This is a genomic window from Pseudomonas danubii (assembly GCF_042980055.1).
In the GTDB taxonomy this organism is placed as follows: Bacteria; Pseudomonadota; Gammaproteobacteria; order Pseudomonadales; family Pseudomonadaceae; genus Aquipseudomonas; species Aquipseudomonas danubii.
Window position 1 is genome coordinate 6,036,841 of the sequence record NZ_CP116502.1, and the last position, 23,099, is coordinate 6,059,939.

Consider the following 23,099-nt stretch of genomic DNA (forward strand, 5'->3'; position numbering starts at 1 on the left):
ATCAGGCACCGGGTCGGTGATCGGCTAGAATGGCCGCCTTGCGCCAAACGAGCCGAACATGACACCTGAACTGCCCCACGCCCAGCTCGACTGGGACGACCAAGGACGCCCGCGCTCGCGGGTCTTCGATGATGTGTACTTCTCCAGCGACTCGGGCCTGGATGAAACCCGCCATGTGTTCATCGAACAGAACCGTCTGCGGGAGCGCTTTGCCGCGCTCGAGGCAGGCGAAAAATTTGTCATCGGTGAAACCGGCTTCGGCACCGGGCTGAATTTTCTCTGCGCCTGGCAGTTGTTCCAGGAGCAGGCGCCGGCCACTGCCCGGCTGCATTTCGTCAGCGTGGAAAAGTACCCCCTGAGTCCGGCCGACCTGCAACGGGCCCTGGCCCTGTGGCCGGAACTGGCGGACCTGAGCCAGCAGCTGCTCAAGCACTACGTCGCCGTGCACGCTGGCTTCCAGCGCATCGTGCTGGACGATGGCCGGGTCACCCTGACCCTGCTGATCGGCGACGCCCTGGAGCAGTTGCCGCAACTGGACGCGCAGATCGACGCCTGGTTTCTCGACGGCTTCGCCCCGGCAAAGAACCCCGACATGTGGACCCCGGAACTGTTCGCCGAACTGGCGCGCCTGGCGGCGCCGGGCTCCACCCTCAGCACCTTCACCAGCACCGGCTGGGTACGTCGCCTATTGAACGCGGCGGGCTTCAAGATGAAGCGCACTCCGGGCATCGGTCGCAAATGGGAAGTGCTGCGCGGCGACTTCCTCGGCTGGCCGGAAGACACGCCGCCGCCAGCCCGAGCCAAGCCTTGGTTCGCCCGCCCGCCGGTCCAGGCCAAAACCGCGCTGGTGATCGGCGGCGGGCTGGCCGGTTGCGCCAGCGCCGCCAGCCTCGCTGCCCGCGGCTGGCAGGTGCAACTACTGGAGCGCCATGAACAGCTGGCCCAGGAAGCATCGGGCAATCCGCAAGGGGTGCTTTACCTCAAGCTTTCAGCCCATGGCACGGCACTGTCGCAGATGATCCTCAGTGGCTTCGGCTACACCCGACGCCAACTGGAACACCTGCAACGCGGCCAGGACTGGGACGCCTGCGGGGTGCTGCAACTGGCGTTCAATCCCAAGGAGGCCGAACGCCAGGCGCAGTTGGCCGCGGCCTTCCCCACCGACCTGCTGCGGCTGCTGGATCAGCCAGAGGCCCAGGCCCTGGCCGGCATCGGCCTGGACCACGGCGGCCTGTTCTATCCCGAAGGTGGCTGGGTGCATCCGCCCGCCCTGTGCCAGTGGCAGGCCAAGCATCCGCAGATCCGAGTCCTGACTCATCAGGACGTGCTGGAGTTACGCCGGGTCGACCAGCAATGGCAAGCCTGGGACGGCGAACGGATGCTGGCCAGCGCAGCGGTGGTGATCCTTGCCGGTGCCGCCGAAATCAAACGCTTCCCGGCCAGCGCCGAATTGCCCCTCAAACGTATTCGCGGGCAGATCACCCGCCTGCCACAGACCGCGCAAAGCCAGAGCCTGGCCACCGTGGTCTGCGCCGAGGGTTACGTCGCTCCGCCGCGACTGGGCGAGCACACCCTGGGCGCCAGCTTCGACTTCAAGAGCCAGGACCTGACGCCGACCACTGCCGAACATGCCGGTAACCTTGCGATGCTGCGGGAAATTTCCAGCGACCTGCTGCAACGCCTGAACGCCGAACAGTTGCCCCTGGACCGCCTGCAAGGCCGCGCAGCCTTCCGCTGTACCAGCCCGGACTACCTGCCCATCGTCGGTCCTCTGGCGGACCCGGCAGCCTTTACCGAGACCTACGCCGCCTTGGGCAAGGACGCACGTCAGGTGCCGGACCTGCCCTGCCCCTGGCTCGACGGCCTGTACATCAACAGCGGTCATGGTTCTCGCGGGCTGATCACCGCGCCGCTGTCCGGCGAACTGCTGGCCGCCTGGCTGGAAAACGAACCGCTGCCACTGCCCAGGAGCGTGGCCGAGGCCTGTCATCCAAACCGCTTCGCCCTGCGTCGCCTGATTCGCGGCAAGGCCTGATCCTCTGCGGCGGTCTTCATTCCTGAAGGCCGCCAATGGCCATTGGACAGCGCTCAAAATCACCTCCCGCCCCCATTACCACCCGTCGACTTATAACCGATCGATCTAAAACTCCCGAGTTATGCACAGGTCAGTTTCCAGGTAGCCGCCCTTTTGGCGACTGCGGATTGACTCTCCCCAACGGAAAAACCGGTAAGGACTTATGTGCGGATTAGCTGGCGAATTACGCTTTGATCATCAACCTGCCGACCTGGCAGCGGTTGAACGAATCACTCATCACCTGGCCCCTCGTGGCCCCGACGCCTGGGGCTTTCACAGCCAGGGCCCGATCGCCCTCGGCCATCGGCGGCTGAAAATCATGGACCTGTCGGACGGCTCGGCGCAGCCCATGATCGACAACCAGCTGGGGCTGTCCCTGGCCTTCAACGGCGCGATCTACAACTTCCCCGAATTGCGCGCCGAACTGGAAGCCCAGGGCTACGCCTTCCATTCCGGCGGTGACACCGAAGTGCTGCTCAAGGGCTACCACGCCTGGGGCGCCGACCTGCTGCCCAAGCTCAACGGCATGTTCGCCTTCGCTATCTGGGAGCGCGATACCCAGCGCCTGTTCATCGCCCGCGACCGCCTCGGGGTCAAGCCTTTGTACCTGTCGCGCAGCGGCCAGCGGCTGCGCTTCGCCTCGGCCCTGCCGGCCTTGCTCAAGGGCGGCGATATCAAGCCGATCCTCGACCCGGTGGCGCTCAACCACTACCTGAACTTCCACGCTGTGGTCCCGGCGCCGCGCACCTTGCTGGCGGGCATCGAAAAACTGCCACCGGCCACCTGGATGCGCATCGAGGCCGACGGCCGCAGCGAACAGCAGACCTGGTGGTCCCTGCCCTACGGCCCCCGTGCCGACGAAGCCCAGCTGACGCTGGAAGACTGGACTGACCGAGTGCTCGAGAGCACCCGCGAGGCGGTGGCCATCCGGCAACGGGCGGCGGTGGATGTCGGCGTGCTGCTGTCCGGCGGTGTCGATTCCAGCCTGCTGGTAGGCCTGCTGCGGGAAGTCGGGGTCGACGACCTGTCGACCTTCTCCATCGGCTTCGAGGATGCTGGCGGCGAACGCGGCGACGAGTTCCAGTACTCGGACCTGATTGCCCGCCACTACGGCACCCGGCATCACCAGTTGCGCATCGACGAGCGCGAGATCATCGAACAGTTGCCGGCGGCGTTCCGCGCCATGAGCGAGCCGATGGTCAGCCACGATTGCATCGCCTTCTATTTGTTGTCCCGAGAAGTGGCCAAGCACTGCAAGGTGGTGCAAAGCGGCCAAGGCGCCGACGAACTGTTCGCCGGCTACCACTGGTACCCACAAGTGGACGGCGCCAGCGACCCTTATGCCGCCTACCGCGCGGCCTTCTTCGACCGCAGCTACGACGACTACGCGGCCACCGTGCAGCCGCAATGGCTGACCGCACACGACGCCGCCGGTGAATTCGTCCGTGAGCATTTCGCCCAGCCTGGCGCCGATGCGCCTGTGGATAAGGCCCTGCGCCTGGACAGCACAGTGATGCTGGTGGATGACCCGGTCAAACGGGTGGACAACATGACCATGGCCTGGGGCCTGGAGGCACGGACGCCGTTCCTCGACTACCGCCTGGTGGAGCTGTCGGCCCGGGTGCCGGCGCGTTTCAAGCTGCCGGACGGCGGCAAGCAGGTGCTCAAGGAAGCGGCGCGGCGGGTGATCCCCAGCGAGGTGATCGACCGCAAGAAAGGCTACTTCCCGGTGCCGGGCCTCAAGCATCTGCAGGGCGACACCCTGAACTGGGTGCGTGAACTGCTGCTGGACCCGAGCCAGGATCGCGGCCTGTTCAACCCGGCCATGCTTGATCGCCTGCTGACCGATCCCCAGGGCCAACTGACGCCCCTGCGCGGCTCCAAGCTGTGGCAACTGGCGGCCTTGAACCTGTGGCTCAGCGAACAAGGAATCTGATCGATGAAAGCTCACGCCACGGCTTACAGCCAACGCCTGCTGCGCGGCCAGGCGCCGTCCTATGAACGTCTGCAAGCGCGCTTTGCCGAAGACGGCAGCGAACCCGGCAATGAACCCATCGCCGTGCATTGCGGCTGGGGCCGACTGCTGATCGGCCATACCTTTCCCAACCCCACCCGCCTCGCCGAGGAGTTGCTCAACGAGCGTCCCGGCGAGCGCGACATCGCTCTGTATGTGGCGGCGCCGCAACAGGTGCTCGGGCTGGAACCGGCGCAACTGTTCCTTGACCCTTCCGACACCCTGCGTCTGTGGTTCAGCGACTATCGCCAGGCCACCCGGGTGTTTCGCGGCTTCCGTATCCGTCGGGCCCAGAGCGAATCGGACTGGCAGGCCATCAATCAGCTGTATCAGGCCCGGGCGATGCTGCCCATTGATCCGAAGCTGCTGACTCCGCGCCATCAGGGCGGTCCGGTGTACTGGCTGGCCGAGGACGAAGACAGCGGCGCGGTGATCGGTAGCGTCATGGGCCTGAACCACCACAAGGCCTACCAGGACCCGGAACACGGCAGCAGCCTCTGGTGCCTGGCGGTGGACCCCGATTGCAGCCGTCCGGGTGTGGGCGAAGTGCTGGTGCGGCACCTGATCGAACACTTCATGAGCCGCGGCCTGAGCTACCTCGACCTGTCGGTGCTGCACGACAATCGCCAGGCCAAGAACCTCTACGCCAAGCTGGGCTTTCGCACCCTGTCGACCTTCGCCATCAAGCGCAAGAACGGCATCAACCAGCCGCTGTTCCTCGGCCCCGGCCCCCAGGCGGACTTCAATCCTTATGCGCGGATCATCGTCGAGGAGGCCCATCGCCGCGGCATCGATGTGCAAGTGGACGACGCCGACGCCGGGCTGTTCACCCTGAGCCACGGCGGCCGCCGGGTGCGTTGCCGGGAATCCCTGAGCGACCTGACCAGCGCCATCAGCATGAGCCTGTGCCAGGACAAGAGCCTGACTCACAAGGTGCTCAAGGGTGCCGGCCTGAACCTGCCCGCCCAGCAATTGGCAGGCAACGCCGACGACAACCTGGAGTTTCTCGACGAGCACCAGCGGGTGGTGGTCAAGCCGTTGGACGGAGAACAGGGACAAGGCGTGGCCGTGGACCTGAGCACGATTGAAGAGGTGCAGTGCGCCATCGACCAGGCCCGCCGCTTTGACAGCCGAGTGTTGCTGGAAAGCTTCCACGAAGGGCTGGACCTGCGCATCCTGGTGATCGGCTTTGAAGTGGTGGCCGCGGCCATCCGCCGTCCCGCCGAGATCATCGGCGACGGTCGGCATTCCATTGGCGCCTTGATCGAGGCCCGCAGCCGCCGACGCCAGGCGGCCACCGGCGGCGAAAGCAAGATCCCCCTGGACGCGGAAACCCAACGCACCCTGCATGCCGCCGGTTACGACTACAACAGTGTGCTGCCGGCCGGCGAGCGGCTGTTCGTCCGGCGTACCGCCAACCTGCACACCGGCGGCACCCTGGAAGACGTCACCGGCCTTCTCCATCCGACCCTGGCCGACGCCGCCATCCGCGCGGCCCGGGCCCTGGACATTCCGGTGGTCGGCCTGGACCTGTTGGTGCCGGCAGCAGACCAGCCGGACTACGTGTTCATCGAAGCCAACGAACGCGCCGGGTTGGCCAACCACGAACCGCAGCCCACCGCCGAGCGTTTTATCGATCTGCTGTTTCCCCACAGCCAACCGGCGCCTTGATCCTTCGCCGGCCAGCCGACTCCTGCCCCATTGGTAGGAGCTGGCTCGCCAGCGAAGGCGCCCCCAGGCTCTCCATCCATGCCCTCATCGAAACCATCGATGGCCTTTTTTCATCAGGAGTTTCCATGACCCGCCCGATTCCCCAACCGGACCTCGCCTACCTGCAGAAAGTCCTCCTGGAAATGCTCGCTATTCCCAGCCCCACCGGCTTTACCGACACCATCGTGCGCTACGTCGCCGAACGCCTGGAAGAACTGGGCATCCCCTTCGAACTGACCCGGCGCGGCACCATCCGCGCCACCCTCAAGGGCCAGAAGAACAGCCCCGACCGGGCCGTCTCGGCGCACCTGGACACCATCGGCGCCAGCGTCCGTGCAGTGAAGGACAACGGCCGCCTGACCCTGGCCCCGGTGGGCTGCTGGTCCAGCCGCTTTGCCGAAGGCAGCCGGGTCAGCCTGTTCACCGACAACGGCGTGCTGCGCGGCAGCGTGCTGCCGCTGATGGCCTCCGGCCACGCCTTCAACACCGCGGTGGACGAGTTGCCCATCAGTTGGGACCACATCGAACTGCGCCTGGACGCCTACTGCACCACCCGCGCCGACTGCGAATCCTTAGGCATAGGCGTGGGCGACTTTGTCGCCTTCGACCCGTTGCCGGAGTTCACCGAAAGCGGCCACATCAGCGCCCGGCACCTGGATGACAAGGCCGGCGTCGCCGCCTTGCTGGCGGCGCTCAAGGCCATTGTCGACAGCGGTGAAAGCTTGATGATCGACTGCCACCCGCTGTTCACCATCACCGAGGAAACCGGCAGCGGTGCGGCGGCGGCCCTGCCCTGGGATGTCAGTGAATTCGTCGGCATCGACATTGCTCCGGTCGCACCGGGCCAGCACTCCAGCGAGCATGCGGTGAGCGTGGCCATGCAGGACTCCGGCGGCCCTTACGACTATCACCTGTCCCGGCACCTACTGCGTCTGGCCGCCGAGCACGAACTGCCGGTGCGCCGCGACCTGTTCCGCTACTACTTCAGCGACGCCCACTCGGCAGTCACCGCCGGCCATGACATCCGCACCGCCTTGCTGGCCTTTGGTTGCGACGCCACCCACGGCTACGAGCGCACCCATATCGACAGTCTGGCGGCACTCAGCCGCTTGCTCAGCGCCTATATCCTCAGCCCGCCGGTGTTCGCCAGCGATGCACAGCCGGCCCAGGGCTCCCTGGACCGCTTCAGTCATCAGCTGGAACACGACACACAGATGGAGAGCGACACTCGGGTGCCCTCGGTGGACAGCTTGGTGGGCAACAAGTCCTGAACCGCGACCCGGGGTTTGTGCGCGCTACAACTGGCGGCACGCCCCCGGGCGCAGTAGCATCCGGGATTGTTTTTCGGAGGCCCCCATGCTGATTCCCCACGACCAACTTGAAGTCGACACCCTGACCCGTCTGATCGAAGACTTCGTCACCCGCGAGGGCACCGACAACGGCGATGAGACGCCTCTGGAAACCCGCGTGCTGCGGGTTCGTCAGGCCCTGAGCAAGGGCCAGGCGGTGATCGTTTTCGATCCGGACAGCGAACAGTGCCAGTTGATGCTCAAGCACGACGTGCCCAAAGAGCTGTTCGACTGATGCCTGGACCGGCCCAAACCTTTGGGCCGGGATGCTCAACCGTTGGAAAAGCGCGGGCCGAACAGAATCACACTGGCCCCGATCACACACAGTGCCAGCCCCAGCCAGTCCGAGCCCAGGGGCCGCACCCGCTCCACCACCGCCAGCCAGCCAATGGACGCAACAATATAGATGCCACCGTAGGCGGCGTAGGCGCGCCCGGCATAAGTGGCTTCGACTTTGGTCAGCAACAGGGCGAACAGGGTCAGGCTGATCAGGGCGGGAATCACCCACAAGGCGCTCTTGCCCTGGCGCAGCCACATCCAGAAGGCATAGCAGCCGGCGATTTCAAACAGCGCGGCGAGGAAGAACCACAGGTAATTGAGCATGCAAGGTCTCGTCAGGATTGCCAGGTGCCGGCAACCCTAACGAGGCCATGGCGGTGGAGCAAGCTCAGTGGGCCCCTTGTTTGGCCTTGGCGCGCATCTTGTCCGCCATCAGGGTCATTTCGTCGTACAGCGCCTGAGGGTTTTTCTGCTTCAGGGCCCAGGCCATGCGCCCCTGCTCGTGGGGCAGGATCATGAACTGGCCGGCGTTGACCTGGGTGTGGATGTAATCAGCAATCTGGGCGGCGGTAATCGGCGAGCTTTCCAGCAATTTGCCCACCTGGGCCTTCATCGCCGGGGTCGGACCACGGAAGGAGTCCAGCAGGTTGGTCTGAAAGAATGACGGGCAGACCACGTGCACGCCGATTTCCTGCTGCGCCAGCTCGACCAGCAGGCTCTCGGACAGCGCCACCACTCCGGCCTTGGCCACGTTGTAGTTGCTCATGGCCGGGCCCTGCATCAAGGCGGCCATGGAGGCGATGTTGATGATCTTGCCCTTGCTCTGTTCCAGCAGCGGCAGAAAGGCCTTGCAGCCCTTGACCACGCCCATCAGGTTGATCGCGATCTGCCAGTCCCAATCCTCCAGGGACAGCTCGCTGAAGAACCCGCCGGACGCCACGCCAGCGTTGTTGACGATGATGTCGATGCCGCCGAACTTCACTTCGCAAGCCTGGGCGAAGGCGGTCAACTGGCTGTAATCACGCACATCGCAACGCTGCACGAAACCGTCGCCACCGGCGGCGCGTACCAGCTTCAGGGTTTCCTGCAGGCCCGCCTCGCTGACATCGGACAAGGCCAGCCGCCAGCCATCGCGGGCCCAGCGCAAAGCGATTTCGCGACCCAGGCCGGAGCCGGCGCCAGTGATCATCATGCGATTTTGCATAAGAGTTGCCTTGTTGTTCCGGGGAAGATGGGCCGCAGTGTAGCGAAGGCCCCTGCGCCACCCACGCACCATCAGGGTGCTGAATGCCCCGGGCAAACCGCTGGCCGGGTGAACGCTGGCGCGCCAGCGCAGCGCAACCCGTGACAGACGTAAAGGAAATAACCCAAGTAGCGCATTGCATTAAAAAGTTTGGAATTTTCTCGATAGGCGCAGAGTCGGATTTATTAAGCGCCTGGCTTTATTCATGAAGCCAAGTTGTCTTTGAACAACCGCGTTGTTCAACACTCTTCAATTTAAGGAAACCACCATGGGCACCATTCTGATCGTTATTCTGATTTTGCTGCTGATTGGCGGCCTGCCGGTATTCCCCCACTCCAGAAGTTGGGGTTATGGCCCTTCGGGAATCATCGGTGTCGTGCTGGTGGTGCTCTTGGTGTTACTGCTGCTGGGCAGGATTTGAATCAGCCAAGAGTTAAATCGTGTGCCAAACAGCGCCCTGCCTGAGAGGGCGCTTGCACAGTTCACATGCAAATAGAAAGCGCCTATCTATTCATACATGAAGGTGACCGTGGCGTTGATTGCTACATAACCAGCAGTCGGCGTAACGTAATTTACATAAAAGGCGGTGAACGGGATGCTCAGGGCTTCATCATCAACACTGGTTGGCGTGGTCTTGAACTCTGTCCGGGTCGCGAGCTTTTGTATGAGCTTGCTGCTCGCATCGCCTTGGGCAAGGACCACCCCCACGCCCCTGGCCATGCCTGGCCCCTCGCTATTCCTCAGAATGCTCCCGATGCTGATGGCGTCCATGCGATAGGCCACCTTCACGCCTTTGTCACACTTGAGATCGATCGAGAACGTCGTCTGGCCTACCGGGCCTTGAATGGACAAGAGTTTACTCAGCGGGACGGTAGGCAAAGTGACCGTTTGCACCGGGCGGGCGACCGCACAGCCACTGCGTTGAGCGTTGTACGTCACGCCATTGAATAAAATCTCATTGCTCAATTGGTTGTGGTAATAATTCCTGATCTTGTGATCGAGGAACTTCCCCGAGCTGATGGGGCCAGTCTTTACCAGTTCCAACTTGAACTTGTGCGGTGGTGAATAGGTACCGGGGTTTAGTCGACGCTCAAACCTGGGCCACTCCATGTACACATCACCCTCGTGGTACCAGAGAATCCGCATGCCAATACCCGGTACTCCGGTCTCATAGACATGCTCGTAGGCGGTCTTGGTCGCCCCCCCGACAAAGCCATAGTCAAACCAAAGCCCATTGCCACTACAGGTCATGGTTGTTATGCCCTGGTTTATTTCCTTCACCAGAATAGTGCTGCCCACCGGAATGTCACGAGGAGGCTTGAGCATGGCGAAGTCGGCACTGGTGAAGTGTGTCGACAGTGGATTTCCGGTGCATGTGTTGGCCCACACCTGATTGCCGTGCAGAGCCGTCAACAGAAACCACGCGACCAAGGACCATCGGTTGTTTAGCAGGACGTTGATGTTCATCCATTACCTACCTGTTTGAGATTCGGCTGCCCGTATGGCAGGGCAACTCCAATTGCTGGTAGTACTCGTCGTTCTGGGAGGGATCGCTGGGCATGCGATACGACGCGAGGCAGCTCTGCCCTGCTCCCCACTGAATCAACAACTGGCCCTGACCTTCCAGCCCGCGGACAAAGGCTCGGCCGCCCTGCCCGACCTGAGTCAACACTTCACCCGCAGGCCCCAGGACTTGCGCCCCCAGGGGGATCATCTCGCCATCGTCGCGCACCAGTTTGAGCAGCATCGCCCGCCCCACCACGGTCGGATAACGCAACATGACCACAGCGCCCGCGCGCGGAGCGACCTGCTGCGAGGTCATCTCCAGCTCGACATCCCGGGACGTGCCTTTGGGGTCCAGGGCCATGTCGTTGCGTCGATAAGGCGTCAACCCCGTCACCACCGCATAGCCGTTATCAGCGATTCGAGTAGTCGCGTTACTGAGCACCTGAGCCCCCTTGGCCCCGGCGGCTTCGAGCACGGCCATGGTTTCGCCCTGACCCGAAGTTGCGTTAATACCTCCCGGGTGCGCGACCAGAGTGCCTTGCATGGCAAAGTTGGCTTGCTGATAGTTCTCTCCGCGGCTGGCGCCCAGGCTGTAATTGGCATGGGCCGCGTCATAACGCAGGTTTGCGCCATAGTTGCTGGTGCCCTGCCCCTCATAACGGTCACGTGAACCGTAGAGGCTGTAACCGACCTGGCCGCTGTCGCCGAGATTGCCACTCAAGGAGGTATTGACGCCGTGGTTGCCCCTGCCGTCGTAACTGATGGACGAGTTCAGATAGGGTGAATACCGGCTGCGCCCCAGGGGCAAGCTGATACTCAGCAGATACTGATTGTCCATGTTGCCGCCACCGCTGCGGGTGCGACTGGCGCTGAAACTGAAGCTCCCCCAGTTGAAGCTGTTGGAGTAACCCACCTGATAGCTCAGATCCCGTCCCTGATCGCGATTCCAGTAGTTTTGCGCCAAACCGGAAAAGTTCAGTTGCCCCAGGCGTTCGCCTATCGGCTGGCTCAGGCTCAACTGCAGCCGACTGCGTTGCTTGAACGACAGGTTTTGCGACGGGCTGTCCTGCAAGCGAGCGTAATCGTCGAAGTTCAGATAGCCCTCACTGGAAAAACGGTAGGCCGCCACGCTGAAGTTAGTGGAGGTGGTTTCAATCAATTTGTTGTAGGACAAGCGCAGGCTGCGGCCGCTCAGTTGCGCGCGGCCACCTGCAGGCGCATCGCTCAAGCCTGAAGCCTGGGAATGGGTCAGGTCCATCGCCACCGCTCCCAAAGCAGTGCTCAAGGCCGCCCCTCCCTGCCAGGCTTGATAGTCCTGAGCCAGGAGACTGCCGCCATAAGCGGTCCACAGGTTGGACAAGCCGTGCTGATAGGTTCCCTGGACAAAACCGGGCAGCCTATCAAGGCTGTCATCGCGGTAGCGTCCGGCGCTCAAGCTGAAGCGCGAGCTGCCGGGACGCAGCAGCTGGGCCATCGAGGCATAAGGCACCACAAAACTTCTGGTCCGCCCATCTGCCTCGGTGATGGTGACATTGAGGTCACCGGCGTAACCGGCGCTGTTCAGATCGTCAATGGCAAATGGCCCGGGAGACACCGTGGTTTCATACAACAGATTCTGCCCCTGGCGCACGCTGACCTTGGCGGTGGTATCGGCGACGCCACGCACCACAGGCGCAAACCCGCGCATCGAATCAGGCAACATGCGCTCATCGCTGCTCAGTTGTATGCCGGTAAAGGAAAAACTGTCGAACAGATTGCCGGGGGTATAGAACTCCCCCAGGGTCAACTGGGCCTGGGCCGCAGTGATATCGCGCTGCACATAGCTACTCAAGGCGTTGTACTGACTGCTCCGACCGGAACTTGCCTGGCCATCGTAGCGATAGGAGCCATTGTGTCGCAGGCGCCACTGGCCGAGGTTCAGCCCCGTGTTCAGGCCGCTATAGAACTGACGACTGCGTTGTCCGTTGCTACGGTTCTCGGACAGGTTGTTGCTATAGCCGAGAAAGCCTGCATTGACCCCCGCATCCCACTCTTTGGGAGACACATAACCGCGCTTGGTCCGGCTCAGGTACAACTGAGGAATGGAAAGATCGGCACGCAAGTCGGCCATGTCCACTTCCAGACGCCCCTGAGGCACGATTTCATCGGGCCCCAGGCACTCGGCCGCCCGAGCCAGGGCGGCCTGATCCTCGGGCAGTCGGGTGAAATCAACGCCAAGCTGCTCCAGCAAAGCCGGTGGCAGACAAGGCTCGACCTTAGAGCCATCGGCCGAGGTCCTGAGGAGGATTTCTTCAGTCCCAACGCGGTTCTGGTTGAGATACAGGTCAAGGCGATAGGTACCAGGCGTCAGCGGATTGCCTTGTTCATAGATGGACAGGTCAAGCGTTTCTCCACGGCTGTTGCCAAAAAATGCCGGATTGAAACGAATAGGCTCGTCAGCCGCGCTGATGTCAATGACCATCCATGATCCGATCAGCATCATGCTTCCCAGAATAAAACCATCACGCACAACCAAACACTTTCTAGAGCAAGCAAGTACGCAAATCACAACTAACAAAAAAACTTTTGACAAAGCACTCATCTAACCTGCCCGAACAGCCAGTACGATAGGTCAATGACGAAAATACCGAGGCAAATGCCTCAGCACGAAAATTAAGCAAGGGATAAAACCAAGAACTTTTCTGGAGTACTTTATTATTGCAGCTTGGCCTCAACGCGCATATTTGCTCCAAAATCGTTGATCCATTCGTACATCACACCCACGTCGAAATCCGAGGTGTTTGGTGATTGTTCAAAAACAAAATCAGCAGAAGATTTTGGCGCAACCATATGACTTTTCACTGTTAGAACACGACCATTTTTAAGCTTTAACTCAACCGAGTTAAAAGACACATGAAAGGCTCCATCATTGTGCACCTGCAAGACAGTGTTCTTACCAGATCTGGATAAATTCCAGCGCAGTTTCTCCGCGCTTTCAGTGGCGCTTCCCGGAAGATTCGCAGGACGGAAAAACAGCTTCAGACGCGTACGAAACGCCAGTTGCATGTGATTGCCGACCTGCGCACTCGCCAGTGGTGGCACATCCAACACATTGAGCCAGAACACCGACTCACGATCCTTGGGCAAATTAGTTGACGGTACGAAGGCAATCCGCAGCGACTGCCCCTTATCGGGATCAATCCGTACCATCGGCGGCATTACTATGAAAGGTGTATCGACCTCATCCGGTTTGGCATCGACGCGGCCATCGTCGATCCAGGTCTGCACCAAAGCTGCTTGTTGCCCCTTATTGCTCAGCCTGAGAGAAACCTCACGCTCCTTGGCTGGATAAACAATTCGCGTGGCATCAACCACCACGCTGGCCTGGACGAATAGAGAGCACAACAAAATGGCGATACCGGTAATCAGACGTGAAACGAAACAACAAAACATGGGCTCTATCGCTCACAGGATTAAGCCTTGAAGCTCGGGCTTCAAGGCTTTGATTTCACTCGTAAACAAGGTCAAAGGTTAGTTCGGCTTTAACATCACCTGCTGTCACCGGGACATCACCTGCCAAGTACCGAGCAGCTAATACGAATTGCGCAGCAGTTTCATTTACAGACACAGGCTCAAAAGAGGGGTTAGTAGCAGGCCAGGTCAATAGATCAATAGGATTACTTTGATGATCAAGCAGTTGAATCATAGCCGTGGAACCACCGGGAACACTATTTTTAAGGGCGCCTGTTATATGGTGCACTTGGGAAAAATCAGGACTAAGCATTCCTTTCAACTTAGTGCCATCACACCCCGACACGTTAATAAGAATAACTTTTTCACCTGCGTAACTACCAGGTTCTTTAAGAGCCTCGGTACTAACGGGATTCATTGCAACTTCATTAAGCCCGTCCACTTGACATGTTGTGGGTACGACCTTCCCCTCAAACTTCAACAGCACATCATATGCAAAAGCACTGTTTGCCGCGAAGAATAGAGCTGATACAACACCCGCCGCCAAACGAAACTTTTTCATTTAACTCTCCCTTTAACCATCATCATGGCGTACTACCCATAACATCATTTAATAATCAATGCTGCGTGCCAGATCTGGAGTGCTGTACGTATCCGTCCGGGCCGAAGCGGATGCGATCATCACCGTTTGTTGTATTGGCTAACATCAGATGAATCCTAAAACCCGAGAAAGCTCCCATTACCAGGCAAGAAACAGACTATTCGCCAAGCAACTTTTCCTAAGAAAACCAGGAAATACCTCAAGAAGGCGCAATGGATTGACCTATCGACAGGCAAAAAAAAACACCCCATCAGGGGTGTTTTCCTTATGACTCAGATCCTGCCAGCCCTCTGCAAGGGGCCGGCAAGTGCAGCTGTCAATCCGGCTTGCCGTTGACCACGCCGGCCGTGTTGTCGATCAGACTCTTGGTCGCAGTCTGCAGGAACGACTCCAGCTTCTGTTTGAGTTGCGCCTCATCGGCGGCTCCGGAAATCAGCTCGCCGCCAGGGGTTGCACCCAGTTCGTACTTGTACAGTCTGGGCGGCATTTCCTTGGGCAACACCAGCACCCGATCCGCCGTCAGCAGCGCCACGGTCTGATCGCTGCCCGACGGTTTGACCACGCCAAAACCCTTGTCGCCTTCGGGCAGGTTGAGCAGGTCACGCCCCCAGCACTGGTGCAACACATCACCACCGAGGCGGCCCATGATGGTGGGCACGATATCGATCTGCGTGCCCACGGTGTGGTCGCGCTGGCCGAACTTCTCCTGGATACCGGGTGCAATCATCAGCATCGGCACGTTGAAACGACCCAGGTCCATTTCGGTGATCTGTTGCTCGTTGCCGAAACCGTGATCGCCGACCACGACGAACAGCGTCTCCTTGAAGTACGGCTCCTTGCTCGCCTTCTCGAAGAACTGGCCCAACGCCCAGTCGGAGTAGCGCATGGCGGTCAGGTGCTCATTGAGGCTACCGCGGTCGGTGACCTTCTCCACTGGCAATGGCGTCGGCAATGCGTACGGGGTGTGGTTGGACAGGGTCTGCAGCAGGGCGTAGAACGGCCCCTTGCCTTCACGGGCCTTCAACTCTTCCAGGCCACGGTTGAACATGTCCTGGTCGGACACACCCCAGGTCGGGTCGGAGAACACCGGATTGACGAAGTCATTGCGACCAATGAAGTTGGTCATGCCCTGGTTGCTGAAGAACCCCGACTGGTTGTCCCAGGCAAAATCACCGTTGTAGACATACACATCGTCATACTGGCGGGCGCTCAGCAACTGCGGCAGGCCAGACAGTTTGTGGCTGCCTTCCGGGGTCTGCATCAGGTATTCAAAGCCTGGCAGGTTGGGGAAGCAGGCCATGGTGGCGAACATGCCCTGGTGGGTATGGGTGCCATTGGAGAAGAAGCGGTCGAACAGCAGGCCTTGTTTCGACAGTTTGTCGAAGTAGGGAGTGATCTCCCCAGGACGTCCCAGCGCGCCCACCGAATGCCCGGCGAAGCTTTCCATCAGGATCACCACGACGTTCTTGATCGGCAGGGTCTTGTCCGCATCCGGCGTGTAATTACGGCGCACGGCGGCGATGTCCGCATCCACCAGTTTGTCGTTCGGCACCAGCAGCATGTCGCGTACGGTCTGTTGAGCCAACGGCTGAGGCAAGCTCGCCTTCCAGATATTGGTGCGGTCTTCGGAGAAGCGATCCTTGGCTGCCGCCATCAACTGCAGGGTGCCGTTGAGGCCCAGCTGGTTGGCGAAGTTCGATTCGGTGGTGTAGACATCCCCCCAACGCATCGGCGGACCCTGGCGCAGGGTGCCACGAGCCGCCACCACACAGATCAGCAGGCAGACCACGAATACCGCAATACGTGCATACCAGGGCGCAACCTGGCGTGCGCCGACATTGCCACCGCTGAACGGACCGCGAGGCCGAGTGGCACGGTCGGCCCACTTGAACGCCAGGCTGAGGATCCAGGCTCCCACGACCCAGGCCAGCAGGTAGCGAACCACAGGGAAACCGTACCAGAGCATGCTCATCACGGTTTTCGGGTCCTCCTTCACATACTGGAAGACCAGACCGTTGAGACGCTGGTGGAACTCACGGTAGAAATCCATCTCCATCAGGCCAAGGAACAAGGCAATGCTGGAGGTCACCGTCAGCCACAAGCGCAGCAGCCCGCGAGCCGCCATGGCCCGGGCACTGAGCATGGCCAGCACCAACGGTACGCTGAGGTAGACCACCAGCCGCAGGTCAAAACGCAGCCCATTGGCAAACGCTTCGAGGAAGGTCGAAGCCGGGGTGTCGAGAATCATCTCGCGGTTGTAGATCAACAGCGCGACGCGCAACAAAGAAAACATCACCATCATGACCAGCGCGCACAGCAGCGTGTAGGCCAGATGGGATTTGACGGTCGGTTGCAGCAGGCGATTCGAGGATCGCTGCTGACTCAGGGCATCCGAGTTTGCCATGTGGTTTTAGGACCCATTGGAAGTTTAAGTTGCAGAGAAAAAGTGGCGTTCTGCCCTCTTTTTGTCGCCAGGGCGACGGGGATTACGCGGTGCGCAGATGTTGCACGATCACTGAAGGCATTGCCATTGATTAGTGGGCGCTCCCCACAAGCCCAGCTCCTACGGCTCTGGAACAACAGATTGCCGGGCTTCGCACCAGGGGAAAAACGCCGGCGAATTGTCTTTGAGGCCTTGTGAAAATTTCGTTCAACGCATGTTTAGTCACACAAAAAAGGGCCTGGCGGCCCTTTTTTTCCATCGCCGGCCATGATGCCGGGGCTGTTCGTCACGTGTACTGGTTCAGAGCCTGACATTACCTCGGGGACCGGCAATGGCCCAGATGATCAACCCAAGTACGGGAAGGAAGATGATCAACAACACCCAGACAATCTTCATCCCGGTTTCAGCGCTGCTTTTCAGCACGTTGATGATGGCCCAGATATCCAGGGCCAGAATGATCAGGCCAACCAGGCCATTGAAGGTGGAACCCATGGTGTCGCTCCCAAATGAAGGTGTGCCTCTTTAGGATAGTCGCGCTGAATCAGGGTTCCGTTTTATTCCACCGCTATGGCGGATTCAGACGTGCACGGCAATCTTCAGCGCTTCCAGGGCCGGCGCTGCGGCGATACCGACTTCGGCACACAGCTCCAGCACTCGCGGCAGGTCATTGCCGTAGACCAGCACCATCTGCAGTTCGTCATCCAGCAACTGGCTGAAATTCATCAGCACATAGCCGCCGTTTTCCGGGTTCATGCTGCCCATCTGGATCTGGATGCGGTTCAAGGCCGTCAAGGCTTCGATCTTCGCCAACTGCTTGGGCTTGATGTTGAAAGGCACGTCCTTGCCGAAAGACGCGACGATCTGTGCGAACAGATCGACATAAGTGTCGGCCTGAAACAGCACAGTCTCCGGCAGGCTGCCGACCACCACCCACTCGCCCAGGGGAATGGGGAAGCTGTCGTCGTAGTTGATGTCCGGATTGGCCGCCAGGAACGCCTGGGGATCGGCGTAGGCCTGGGCCGCTTCGTCGGCGATCTGCTGGATCTCGGCATCGCCCATGCACCCGGAGCTGATTTTGCTGATGAGTTCGATAAGGGCGGTTTTCATGGGGACATCCTGAAGACAAGGAAATTCGAGGGCGCGAAGGATAGCCTAAAGTGCGCCCCCAGACCTACGCCTGTGACGCGGGCCTGGGGCCCTCGCCCCCTCGGACCTTGACGGCTCAGGCCAGGAGTTTTTCCAGCTGTGCGGCAGTGTCCTGCGCGCCCATGGTCTTGGCGGCTTCCAGGGCACTGACACCATTGCTGTCGCGAGCCTTGGGATCGGCGCCCTGGCTGATCAGGTAGGTGACGATTTCCGTGCGGTTGAACATCGCTGCCATCATCAGCGCGGTACGCCCGTCAAAGGACGAACCTTCCACTTGAGCTCCGCCTTCCACCAGGGCCTTGACCACCGCCAGGTCGCCCTTGAAGGCGGCGCCGGCGATCGGGCTCTGGCCATTGTCGTTGCGGATCTCGGGATCGGCCTGGTGCTTGAGCAGCACTTGCACGGCGTCCACATGCCCGTGATAGGCGGCCAGCATCAGCAAGGTGTCACCCTTGTGGTTGCGCAGGTTGACCGGCAGGCCACTGGCCGCCAGCTTGTCGAGCATCTGTGCGTCACCCTGACGGGCCACGTTGAATACCTGTTCGACAAACTGGGCGGCCTCTTCTTCAGTCATCTGGCGGCTTTTGTCGGTCATCGGAAACTCCAGGTTCGGCAAATCGGAAAGGCGCTAGTTTCCCCAAGCCGGCCGCAGCCTGTCATCCCTTTTTTCCCAAGAGCCGCCATAGGCAGAATCAATAACGCAGACGCCCGCCCTGGATATCGGCAAAAATCTGCGGGGTCAGTTGCACATAGGTATCCGACCCGGGAAGCCAGGCATAGACCGGATCGTCGCCGACCCGTTCGAGGTCGAACGCCTGCTCCTTGAGTCGGCTCTTCTGATATTTGAAGGTGCCAGTGGTGTCCATTTTCACCTTGATCCGCAGAAACAGCGGCACCGCGTAAGCCGGAAGCTGCTGTCTGGCATATTGCAGCAACTCACTGAAATCCAGGGTCGCCAGCGACTCCGCCGGGGTAATGGCCACCATCCCGGCACGGCCGTTGGTGTTGTGGATTTCGACGCCATAGGCCACCACCTCGGCCACTTGCGGGTGCCCCAGGAGAATGTTCTCCACCTCGGTGGTGGAGACGTTCTCGCCCTTCCAACGATAGGTGTCCCCCAGCCGATCAACGAACTGCACATGGCCAAAACCGATGTCGCGCAGCAAGTCACCGGTGTTGAAGTAACAATCGCCCTTCTCGAACACATCCTTGAGGATCACCTTGAGGTTCTTTTCCGGATCGGTGTAGCCATCCAGCGGCGCCTTGTCGTCGATCTTCGCCAACAGCAGGCCCTGACCGCCCTTGGCGACCTTCTGCATGAAGCCCTGGCTGTTGCGCAATGGCGCCCCGGTGTCGTGGGCGTACTCCACCAATGCCCAGGGGATCAGGGAAAAACCCACGGTGTTGTCGAAGTTGAGGATATTGCTGAAGCCGATATTGCCGTCGCTGGCCGCGTACAGCTCACAGACATGACCGACGCCGAAACGCTGCTTGAACTCGCTCCAGACTCCCGGACGCAGGCCATTGCCGATCATCTTCAACACGCCATGCTCGGTATCCCGGGCAGTGCTGGGCTGATCGATCAGGTAGCGACACAATTCACCGACATAGCCCACGGTCGTCGCCTTGAACCGACGCGCATCGTCCCAGAACTGACTGGCGCTGAACTTGCGGCGAATGGCGAACCCCGAGGCGCCGGTGATGGCCGAGCCCCAGCAGACGCACAGCCCGGTGGCGTGGTACAGCGGCAAGGTGCAATACACCACGTCGCCGGGCTGCATATCCAGGGCGATGGTGCCGAAGCCGGCAGAGGTGCGCATCCAGCGCCCATGCTTGAAAATCCCCGCCTTGGGCAGGCCCGTGGTGCCGGACGTATAGATGTAGAAGCAAGGGTCGTTGAAGAAGATGCGCTGGGTCTGCAGCAGATTGTCCGCTGGATAAGCGGCGCTCTCGGCCATCAGGTTGACCAGGCCGTCCGGAGTCGGTCCAGGGTCGACGAAGGTGTCCTGATCGGCCACGAACCAGGTGCGAGCCGGATCGATACCCACTTGATCGCGCACTGCGGAAAAAGCCGCCAGCAACTCACCACCAACCATGATGCCCACCGGCTTCACCAGTTCCAGACTGTGTGCCAGCACGCTTTGGGTCTGCGCGGTATTGAGCATCGCGCAGATCCCGCCAAGCTTGGCCACCGCCAGCACCGTGACCAGCAGCTCAGGGCGATTCTCGATGAAAATCGCCAGTACATCGCCCTTGCCGATGCCCTGCTCCCGCAGGTAAGCAGCGATGCGGTTGGCCCATTGGTTGACCTGGGAGTAACTGAGTACCCGATCGCCATACAACAGGGCCGGCCCCTGGGGATTGCGCAGGGTGGCCTGCTCGAAACTCCAGCCCAGCCCACAGGGTTGGTCAGGGTTGTCGATGTTCCCTGCCCTCATGCCTCGCACCACCCGAGGTAGCGCCTTGGCAATGGACGGCACCTTTCGCAGCATCATGCCCCAGGTGATCATGTCGCTCTTGTACTTGTTCATGGTTGCTCCGGTTCGACAGCAAAGGTCTGTGCCCGGGCCAGGCCGGGCGTTGGCAACAGCCAGCGCAAGGCTCAACCGGGGTTGGCGACCCAGGGTTCGGCAACCGGCAAGCGAAGACTGCGGGGATCACCCGCAAAGGGATAAAGGCAGGGCAAGTGCAGCGCTGCTGACAGCACCGGCAATAATGCAGTGGGACCGTTCATGGAGGGCGTCCTGTTTCTTATTATTCGTCGGGCAGGATCGCTGGATCGCGCCGCAACACATTCCATGTCGCAGAAACACCTTTCAAACCTGTTCGGCCGGGTCGCCGAGGCAGCATTGAAACGGCGTGACAGGCTGGAAAATACGTCAGCCGTCGCGGGCCTGTACACGGAGTTTTTGCAAACTTTTGTATCTCCCCGCCGGTTATCTCCAGGGCCCTCCAGCCCCGTCCATAAACGATTGAATTTTCTCTCCGGGCCAGCGGTCATAACGCTGAAGCCACGCCCACGGCTAATCGCCGCCAACCTGCAAAATGCAGGATGCACGATGGCCATTCATGCAATTTGCACGAGATTGAAATTTCCTAGAAATTATAAGTTATTGATTTATAAGGATTTTATAAAAAAACAATACTGGCACAATCGCTGCACCTATCACTCCACGCTTGCCCTTCAAGAGCTAACGGAGCTGATAGACATGAGCCTGATCCAAGAAAAGTTTTCTTCCCTGTTCTCCAACTTCGAAGTGACCACTCAACCCCGTCCTGACGGTGGCATCCTGCTCACCCTGCGTAACAGCGAAGGCAAACAGTTCAAGCGTTCGATTTCCTACGCGCAGCTGCATGCCGCCGACCAGCTGTCCTGGGTCATCAGTGCAATTCGTCGTGACTTGGCCGAACAGGCCAGTGAGCTGCCGCAGATTTCCATGCTGCAAAGCCAGAACCGCTTTGCCTTGCCGACTTACCACTCCGCGTAAGCCACCTTCGGTTTCCTGCTCGGGCCGGCCCACCTTGCGTGGGACCGGCCCGTTGACGTTGATCTTGCCGCTCAATCGTCCAGGCGTGGGAACTGGCTGGCGATAGCGTCGCCGGTCAGGCTGGCCGACCAGCCTTGGGGATTGCTGAACAGGCGGATGGCTACCAGGTGCGGCTCCTCCCCCATATCGAACCAATGGGCAGTGCCCGCTGGCAGCGAAATCAGGTCGTTTCTTTCGCAAAGAACGGCATAGACGTAGTCGTCGATGTGCAGATTTAGCAGTCCACGTCCGGCGACGAATAACCGCACTTCATCCTCGTCATGGCGATGCTCGTCGAGAAAGCTGGCACGCAGCTCGGCTCTTTGTGGATGGTCACGGTTGAGGCTGATCACATCCACGCTGACATCACCCTGCTCGGTCGTCAGCCGATCGATCTGCTCCTGATAGGCCGCAATCACCTCTTCCTGGCTGGCCCCCGGCTCGATCCGCGTCGAGGCTGGCCAACGCTCAAAGCCAATCCCCTGTTCGGCCAAGGTCGCAGCGATATCGTCAAAGTGGGTCAGAACCTTGTTCGGCAGGTCCGGGCTGGATACGTGGTAGACGGACAGGCTGCTCATGACGGCAACTCCTCTTGCATGCGGGTGGCAATGATAACGGCTGCGGCCAGGGCGGCGACGCTAGCAATACTAAAGGTCAATGTGGCGCCCAGGGCGTTCCAGCTGTAGCCGGAATACAGGGCGCCCAAGGCACCTCCGGTTCCCGCCAGGGCGGCGTACAACGCCTGGCCCTGGCCCTGCTGGCGAGCACCAAAACTGCGTTGGACAAAATGGATGGCCGCGGCGTGAAAGCTGCCGAAGGTTGCCGCATGCAGCACCTGCGCCAACAACAGTGCCCCGAGATGCTCCGCCAGGCTGCCCAGCAGCACCCAGCGCAAAGCCGCCAAGAGAAAACTCGCCAGCAACACCCGGCGCACGGAAAATCGCGCCAGAATCCGGCTCATGGCCAGGAACATCAGCACCTCAGCCACCACACCCAGAGCCCAGAGCATGCCGATCAGGCCACGGGTATAGCCCAGGTGCTCCAGGTGCAGAGTCAGGAAGGTGTAGTAAGGACCGTGGCTCATCTGCATCAGGGCCACACACAGGTAGAAGGCCAGCACCCCGGGGCCGCGCAGTTGCTTGATAAAGCCCTCCCCGGCCAACCGCGGCCCCTGCACCACAGGCTGGGCGTTGGGCACCCACAGGCTGCTGAGCACAATGCCGCCCATGATCGCCACCAGTGCCGCCGGATAGATATCCAGGCTCAGCCACTCGAACAGGCGCCCCAAAGCCACCACGGTAAGAATAAAACCGATGGAACCCCAAAGACGGATCTGACTGTAGCGTGAGGTCTGTCCCTGCAAGTGCGCCAGGGTGATCACCTCAAACTGCGGCAGGACTGCGTGCCAGAAAAATGCGTGCAGGGCCATGACCATCGCCAGCCAGGCGTAGCTCTTGCTGACGAAGATCAGCGAGAAACAGATCAGGGTGCAGATGGCGCCACAACGCACGATCGCCAGGCGCCGGCCAGTGTAGTCCCCCAGCCAGCCCCAAAGGTTGGGCGCCACGCAGCGCATGAGCATGGGAATGGCCACCAGCTCGCCGATCCGCGCGCTGGAAAACCCCAGGTGATCGAAATACAGCGCCAGAAACGGTGCCGTCGACCCCAGCAGGGCGAAATAGAACAGGTAGAAACTGGAAAGCCGCCAGTACGGCAGCGCCGCCACGGTCATCAGACCGTAGCGACTGGCAGAGCCG

At 60.5% G+C, this 23,099-nt stretch carries 20 protein-coding genes; 7 read left to right on the top strand and 13 right to left on the bottom strand.

What is annotated here, in order from left to right:
- Positions 1 to 58: 58 nt before the first annotated feature.
- The 5 genes from mnmC to PFZ56_RS27035 all read left to right on the top strand — a co-directional run bounded on the left by mnmC (position 59) and on the right by PFZ56_RS27035 (position 7,382).
- Positions 59 to 2,035 carry a bifunctional tRNA (5-methylaminomethyl-2-thiouridine)(34)-methyltransferase MnmD/FAD-dependent 5-carboxymethylaminomethyl-2-thiouridine(34) oxidoreductase MnmC gene (mnmC, locus tag PFZ56_RS27015; protein ID WP_170001865.1) on the top strand — a complete coding sequence of 659 codons (1,977 nt, stop codon included), beginning with the start codon at positions 59 to 61 and terminating at the stop codon, positions 2,033 to 2,035.
- 202 nt (positions 2,036 to 2,237) lie between these two features.
- Positions 2,238 to 4,010: an N-acetylglutaminylglutamine amidotransferase gene (locus PFZ56_RS27020; protein ID WP_170001867.1), complete on the top strand. Its 1,773-nt coding sequence runs from the start codon at positions 2,238 to 2,240 to the stop codon at positions 4,008 to 4,010.
- Between the two features lie 3 nt (positions 4,011 to 4,013).
- Complete coding sequence (gene ngg / locus PFZ56_RS27025; RefSeq protein ID WP_110594624.1) at positions 4,014 to 5,759, top strand: N-acetylglutaminylglutamine synthetase; 1,746 nt, start codon at positions 4,014 to 4,016, stop codon at positions 5,757 to 5,759.
- Positions 5,760 to 5,884: 125 nt separating this feature from the next.
- Entirely contained in the window at positions 5,885 to 7,069 is a 1,185-nt protein-coding gene (locus PFZ56_RS27030; protein ID WP_102880490.1) for an osmoprotectant NAGGN system M42 family peptidase, read from the top strand.
- Positions 7,070 to 7,154: 85 nt separating this feature from the next.
- Positions 7,155 to 7,382, top strand: a complete 228-nt coding sequence (locus PFZ56_RS27035; RefSeq protein ID WP_025127101.1) for a YheU family protein — start codon at positions 7,155 to 7,157, stop codon at positions 7,380 to 7,382.
- 35 nt (positions 7,383 to 7,417) lie between these two features.
- Here PFZ56_RS27035 and PFZ56_RS27040 read toward each other — a convergent pair whose 3' ends face one another.
- Together PFZ56_RS27040 and PFZ56_RS27045 are read right to left on the bottom strand one after the other, a co-directional pair.
- The gene (locus PFZ56_RS27040) at positions 7,418 to 7,750 is read right to left on the bottom strand and encodes a YnfA family protein (protein ID WP_016964115.1); all 333 of its coding nucleotides are present in this window, start codon (positions 7,748 to 7,750) and stop codon (positions 7,418 to 7,420) included.
- Between the two features lie 64 nt (positions 7,751 to 7,814).
- Complete coding sequence (locus tag PFZ56_RS27045; RefSeq protein WP_016964116.1) at positions 7,815 to 8,630, bottom strand: SDR family oxidoreductase; 816 nt, start codon at positions 8,628 to 8,630, stop codon at positions 7,815 to 7,817.
- Positions 8,631 to 8,937: 307 nt separating this feature from the next.
- On the opposite strand from PFZ56_RS27045, the gene PFZ56_RS27050 reads away from it, so the two are divergent.
- Complete coding sequence (locus tag PFZ56_RS27050; RefSeq protein WP_007945780.1) at positions 8,938 to 9,090, top strand: DUF3309 family protein; 153 nt, start codon at positions 8,938 to 8,940, stop codon at positions 9,088 to 9,090.
- A gap of 86 nt (positions 9,091 to 9,176) precedes the next feature.
- Here PFZ56_RS27050 and PFZ56_RS27055 read toward each other — a convergent pair whose 3' ends face one another.
- The 9 genes from PFZ56_RS27055 to PFZ56_RS27095 all read right to left on the bottom strand — a co-directional run bounded on the left by PFZ56_RS27055 (position 9,177) and on the right by PFZ56_RS27095 (position 20,346).
- Entirely contained in the window at positions 9,177 to 10,136 is a 960-nt protein-coding gene (locus PFZ56_RS27055) for a fimbrial protein (RefSeq protein WP_170001871.1), read from the bottom strand.
- Between the two features lie 7 nt (positions 10,137 to 10,143).
- Positions 10,144 to 12,636, bottom strand: a complete 2,493-nt coding sequence (locus tag PFZ56_RS27060; RefSeq protein ID WP_262379375.1) for a fimbria/pilus outer membrane usher protein — start codon at positions 12,634 to 12,636, stop codon at positions 10,144 to 10,146.
- Positions 12,637 to 12,869: 233 nt separating this feature from the next.
- On the bottom strand, positions 12,870 to 13,607 hold the full coding sequence (locus PFZ56_RS27065) for a fimbria/pilus periplasmic chaperone (protein WP_170001875.1): 738 nt from the start codon (positions 13,605 to 13,607) through the stop codon (positions 12,870 to 12,872).
- 55 nt (positions 13,608 to 13,662) lie between these two features.
- Positions 13,663 to 14,187, bottom strand: coding sequence for a fimbrial protein (locus tag PFZ56_RS27070; protein WP_170001877.1), 525 nt, complete (start codon positions 14,185 to 14,187; stop codon positions 13,663 to 13,665).
- 355 nt (positions 14,188 to 14,542) lie between these two features.
- On the bottom strand, positions 14,543 to 16,630 hold the full coding sequence (locus tag PFZ56_RS27075; RefSeq protein WP_102880495.1) for an LTA synthase family protein: 2,088 nt from the start codon (positions 16,628 to 16,630) through the stop codon (positions 14,543 to 14,545).
- A 339-nt stretch (positions 16,631 to 16,969) separates the two neighbouring features.
- Positions 16,970 to 17,161: a PLDc N-terminal domain-containing protein gene (locus PFZ56_RS27080; protein ID WP_102860821.1), complete on the bottom strand. Its 192-nt coding sequence runs from the start codon at positions 17,159 to 17,161 to the stop codon at positions 16,970 to 16,972.
- A gap of 84 nt (positions 17,162 to 17,245) precedes the next feature.
- The gene (locus tag PFZ56_RS27085) at positions 17,246 to 17,776 is read right to left on the bottom strand and encodes a hypothetical protein (protein WP_102860820.1); all 531 of its coding nucleotides are present in this window, start codon (positions 17,774 to 17,776) and stop codon (positions 17,246 to 17,248) included.
- Between the two features lie 115 nt (positions 17,777 to 17,891).
- Positions 17,892 to 18,410 (bottom strand): ankyrin repeat domain-containing protein, encoded by a 519-nt coding sequence (locus PFZ56_RS27090; RefSeq protein ID WP_102880496.1) that lies wholly within the window; start codon positions 18,408 to 18,410, stop codon positions 17,892 to 17,894.
- Between the two features lie 97 nt (positions 18,411 to 18,507).
- Positions 18,508 to 20,346: a long-chain-acyl-CoA synthetase gene (locus PFZ56_RS27095; RefSeq protein ID WP_170001879.1), complete on the bottom strand. Its 1,839-nt coding sequence runs from the start codon at positions 20,344 to 20,346 to the stop codon at positions 18,508 to 18,510.
- Between the two features lie 678 nt (positions 20,347 to 21,024).
- On the opposite strand from PFZ56_RS27095, the gene PFZ56_RS27100 reads away from it, so the two are divergent.
- Positions 21,025 to 21,303: a DUF3509 domain-containing protein gene (locus tag PFZ56_RS27100; RefSeq protein WP_019093389.1), complete on the top strand. Its 279-nt coding sequence runs from the start codon at positions 21,025 to 21,027 to the stop codon at positions 21,301 to 21,303.
- A 71-nt stretch (positions 21,304 to 21,374) separates the two neighbouring features.
- On the opposite strand, the gene PFZ56_RS27105 is transcribed toward PFZ56_RS27100, so the two are convergent.
- Positions 21,375 to 21,920, bottom strand: coding sequence for an acireductone dioxygenase (locus PFZ56_RS27105; protein WP_170001881.1), 546 nt, complete (start codon positions 21,918 to 21,920; stop codon positions 21,375 to 21,377).
- Positions 21,917 to 23,074, bottom strand: a complete 1,158-nt coding sequence (locus tag PFZ56_RS27110) for an MFS transporter (protein ID WP_162884078.1) — start codon at positions 23,072 to 23,074, stop codon at positions 21,917 to 21,919. Before PFZ56_RS27110 ends, PFZ56_RS27105 begins: the two co-directional genes overlap by 4 nt.
- Between the last annotated feature and the right edge of the window lie 25 nt (positions 23,075 to 23,099).

Excerpts from the sequence above, each read along its gene's own strand:
- mnmC (WP_170001865.1), top strand. The coding sequence starts at position 59 with ATGACACCTGAACTGCCCCACGCCCAGCTCGACTGGGACGACCAAGGA.
- PFZ56_RS27020 (WP_170001867.1), top strand. The coding sequence starts at position 2,238 with ATGTGCGGATTAGCTGGCGAATTACGCTTTGATCATCAACCTGCCGAC.
- ngg (WP_110594624.1), top strand. The coding sequence starts at position 4,014 with ATGAAAGCTCACGCCACGGCTTACAGCCAACGCCTGCTGCGCGGCCAG.
- PFZ56_RS27030 (WP_102880490.1), top strand. The coding sequence starts at position 5,885 with ATGACCCGCCCGATTCCCCAACCGGACCTCGCCTACCTGCAGAAAGTC.
- PFZ56_RS27035 (WP_025127101.1), top strand. The coding sequence starts at position 7,155 with ATGCTGATTCCCCACGACCAACTTGAAGTCGACACCCTGACCCGTCTG.
- PFZ56_RS27040 (WP_016964115.1), bottom strand. The coding sequence starts at position 7,750 with ATGCTCAATTACCTGTGGTTCTTCCTCGCCGCGCTGTTTGAAATCGCC.
- PFZ56_RS27045 (WP_016964116.1), bottom strand. The coding sequence starts at position 8,630 with ATGCAAAATCGCATGATGATCACTGGCGCCGGCTCCGGCCTGGGTCGC.
- PFZ56_RS27050 (WP_007945780.1), top strand. The coding sequence starts at position 8,938 with ATGGGCACCATTCTGATCGTTATTCTGATTTTGCTGCTGATTGGCGGC.
- PFZ56_RS27055 (WP_170001871.1), bottom strand. The coding sequence starts at position 10,136 with ATGAACATCAACGTCCTGCTAAACAACCGATGGTCCTTGGTCGCGTGG.
- PFZ56_RS27060 (WP_262379375.1), bottom strand. The coding sequence starts at position 12,636 with ATGGTCATTGACATCAGCGCGGCTGACGAGCCTATTCGTTTCAATCCG.
- PFZ56_RS27065 (WP_170001875.1), bottom strand. The coding sequence starts at position 13,607 with ATGTTTTGTTGTTTCGTTTCACGTCTGATTACCGGTATCGCCATTTTG.
- PFZ56_RS27070 (WP_170001877.1), bottom strand. The coding sequence starts at position 14,187 with ATGAAAAAGTTTCGTTTGGCGGCGGGTGTTGTATCAGCTCTATTCTTC.
- PFZ56_RS27075 (WP_102880495.1), bottom strand. The coding sequence starts at position 16,630 with ATGGCAAACTCGGATGCCCTGAGTCAGCAGCGATCCTCGAATCGCCTG.
- PFZ56_RS27080 (WP_102860821.1), bottom strand. The coding sequence starts at position 17,161 with ATGGGTTCCACCTTCAATGGCCTGGTTGGCCTGATCATTCTGGCCCTG.
- PFZ56_RS27085 (WP_102860820.1), bottom strand. The coding sequence starts at position 17,776 with ATGAAAACCGCCCTTATCGAACTCATCAGCAAAATCAGCTCCGGGTGC.
- PFZ56_RS27090 (WP_102880496.1), bottom strand. The coding sequence starts at position 18,410 with ATGACCGACAAAAGCCGCCAGATGACTGAAGAAGAGGCCGCCCAGTTT.
- PFZ56_RS27095 (WP_170001879.1), bottom strand. The coding sequence starts at position 20,346 with ATGAACAAGTACAAGAGCGACATGATCACCTGGGGCATGATGCTGCGA.
- PFZ56_RS27100 (WP_019093389.1), top strand. The coding sequence starts at position 21,025 with ATGAGCCTGATCCAAGAAAAGTTTTCTTCCCTGTTCTCCAACTTCGAA.
- PFZ56_RS27105 (WP_170001881.1), bottom strand. The coding sequence starts at position 21,920 with ATGAGCAGCCTGTCCGTCTACCACGTATCCAGCCCGGACCTGCCGAAC.
- PFZ56_RS27110 (WP_162884078.1), bottom strand. The coding sequence starts at position 23,074 with ATGACCGTGGCGGCGCTGCCGTACTGGCGGCTTTCCAGTTTCTACCTG.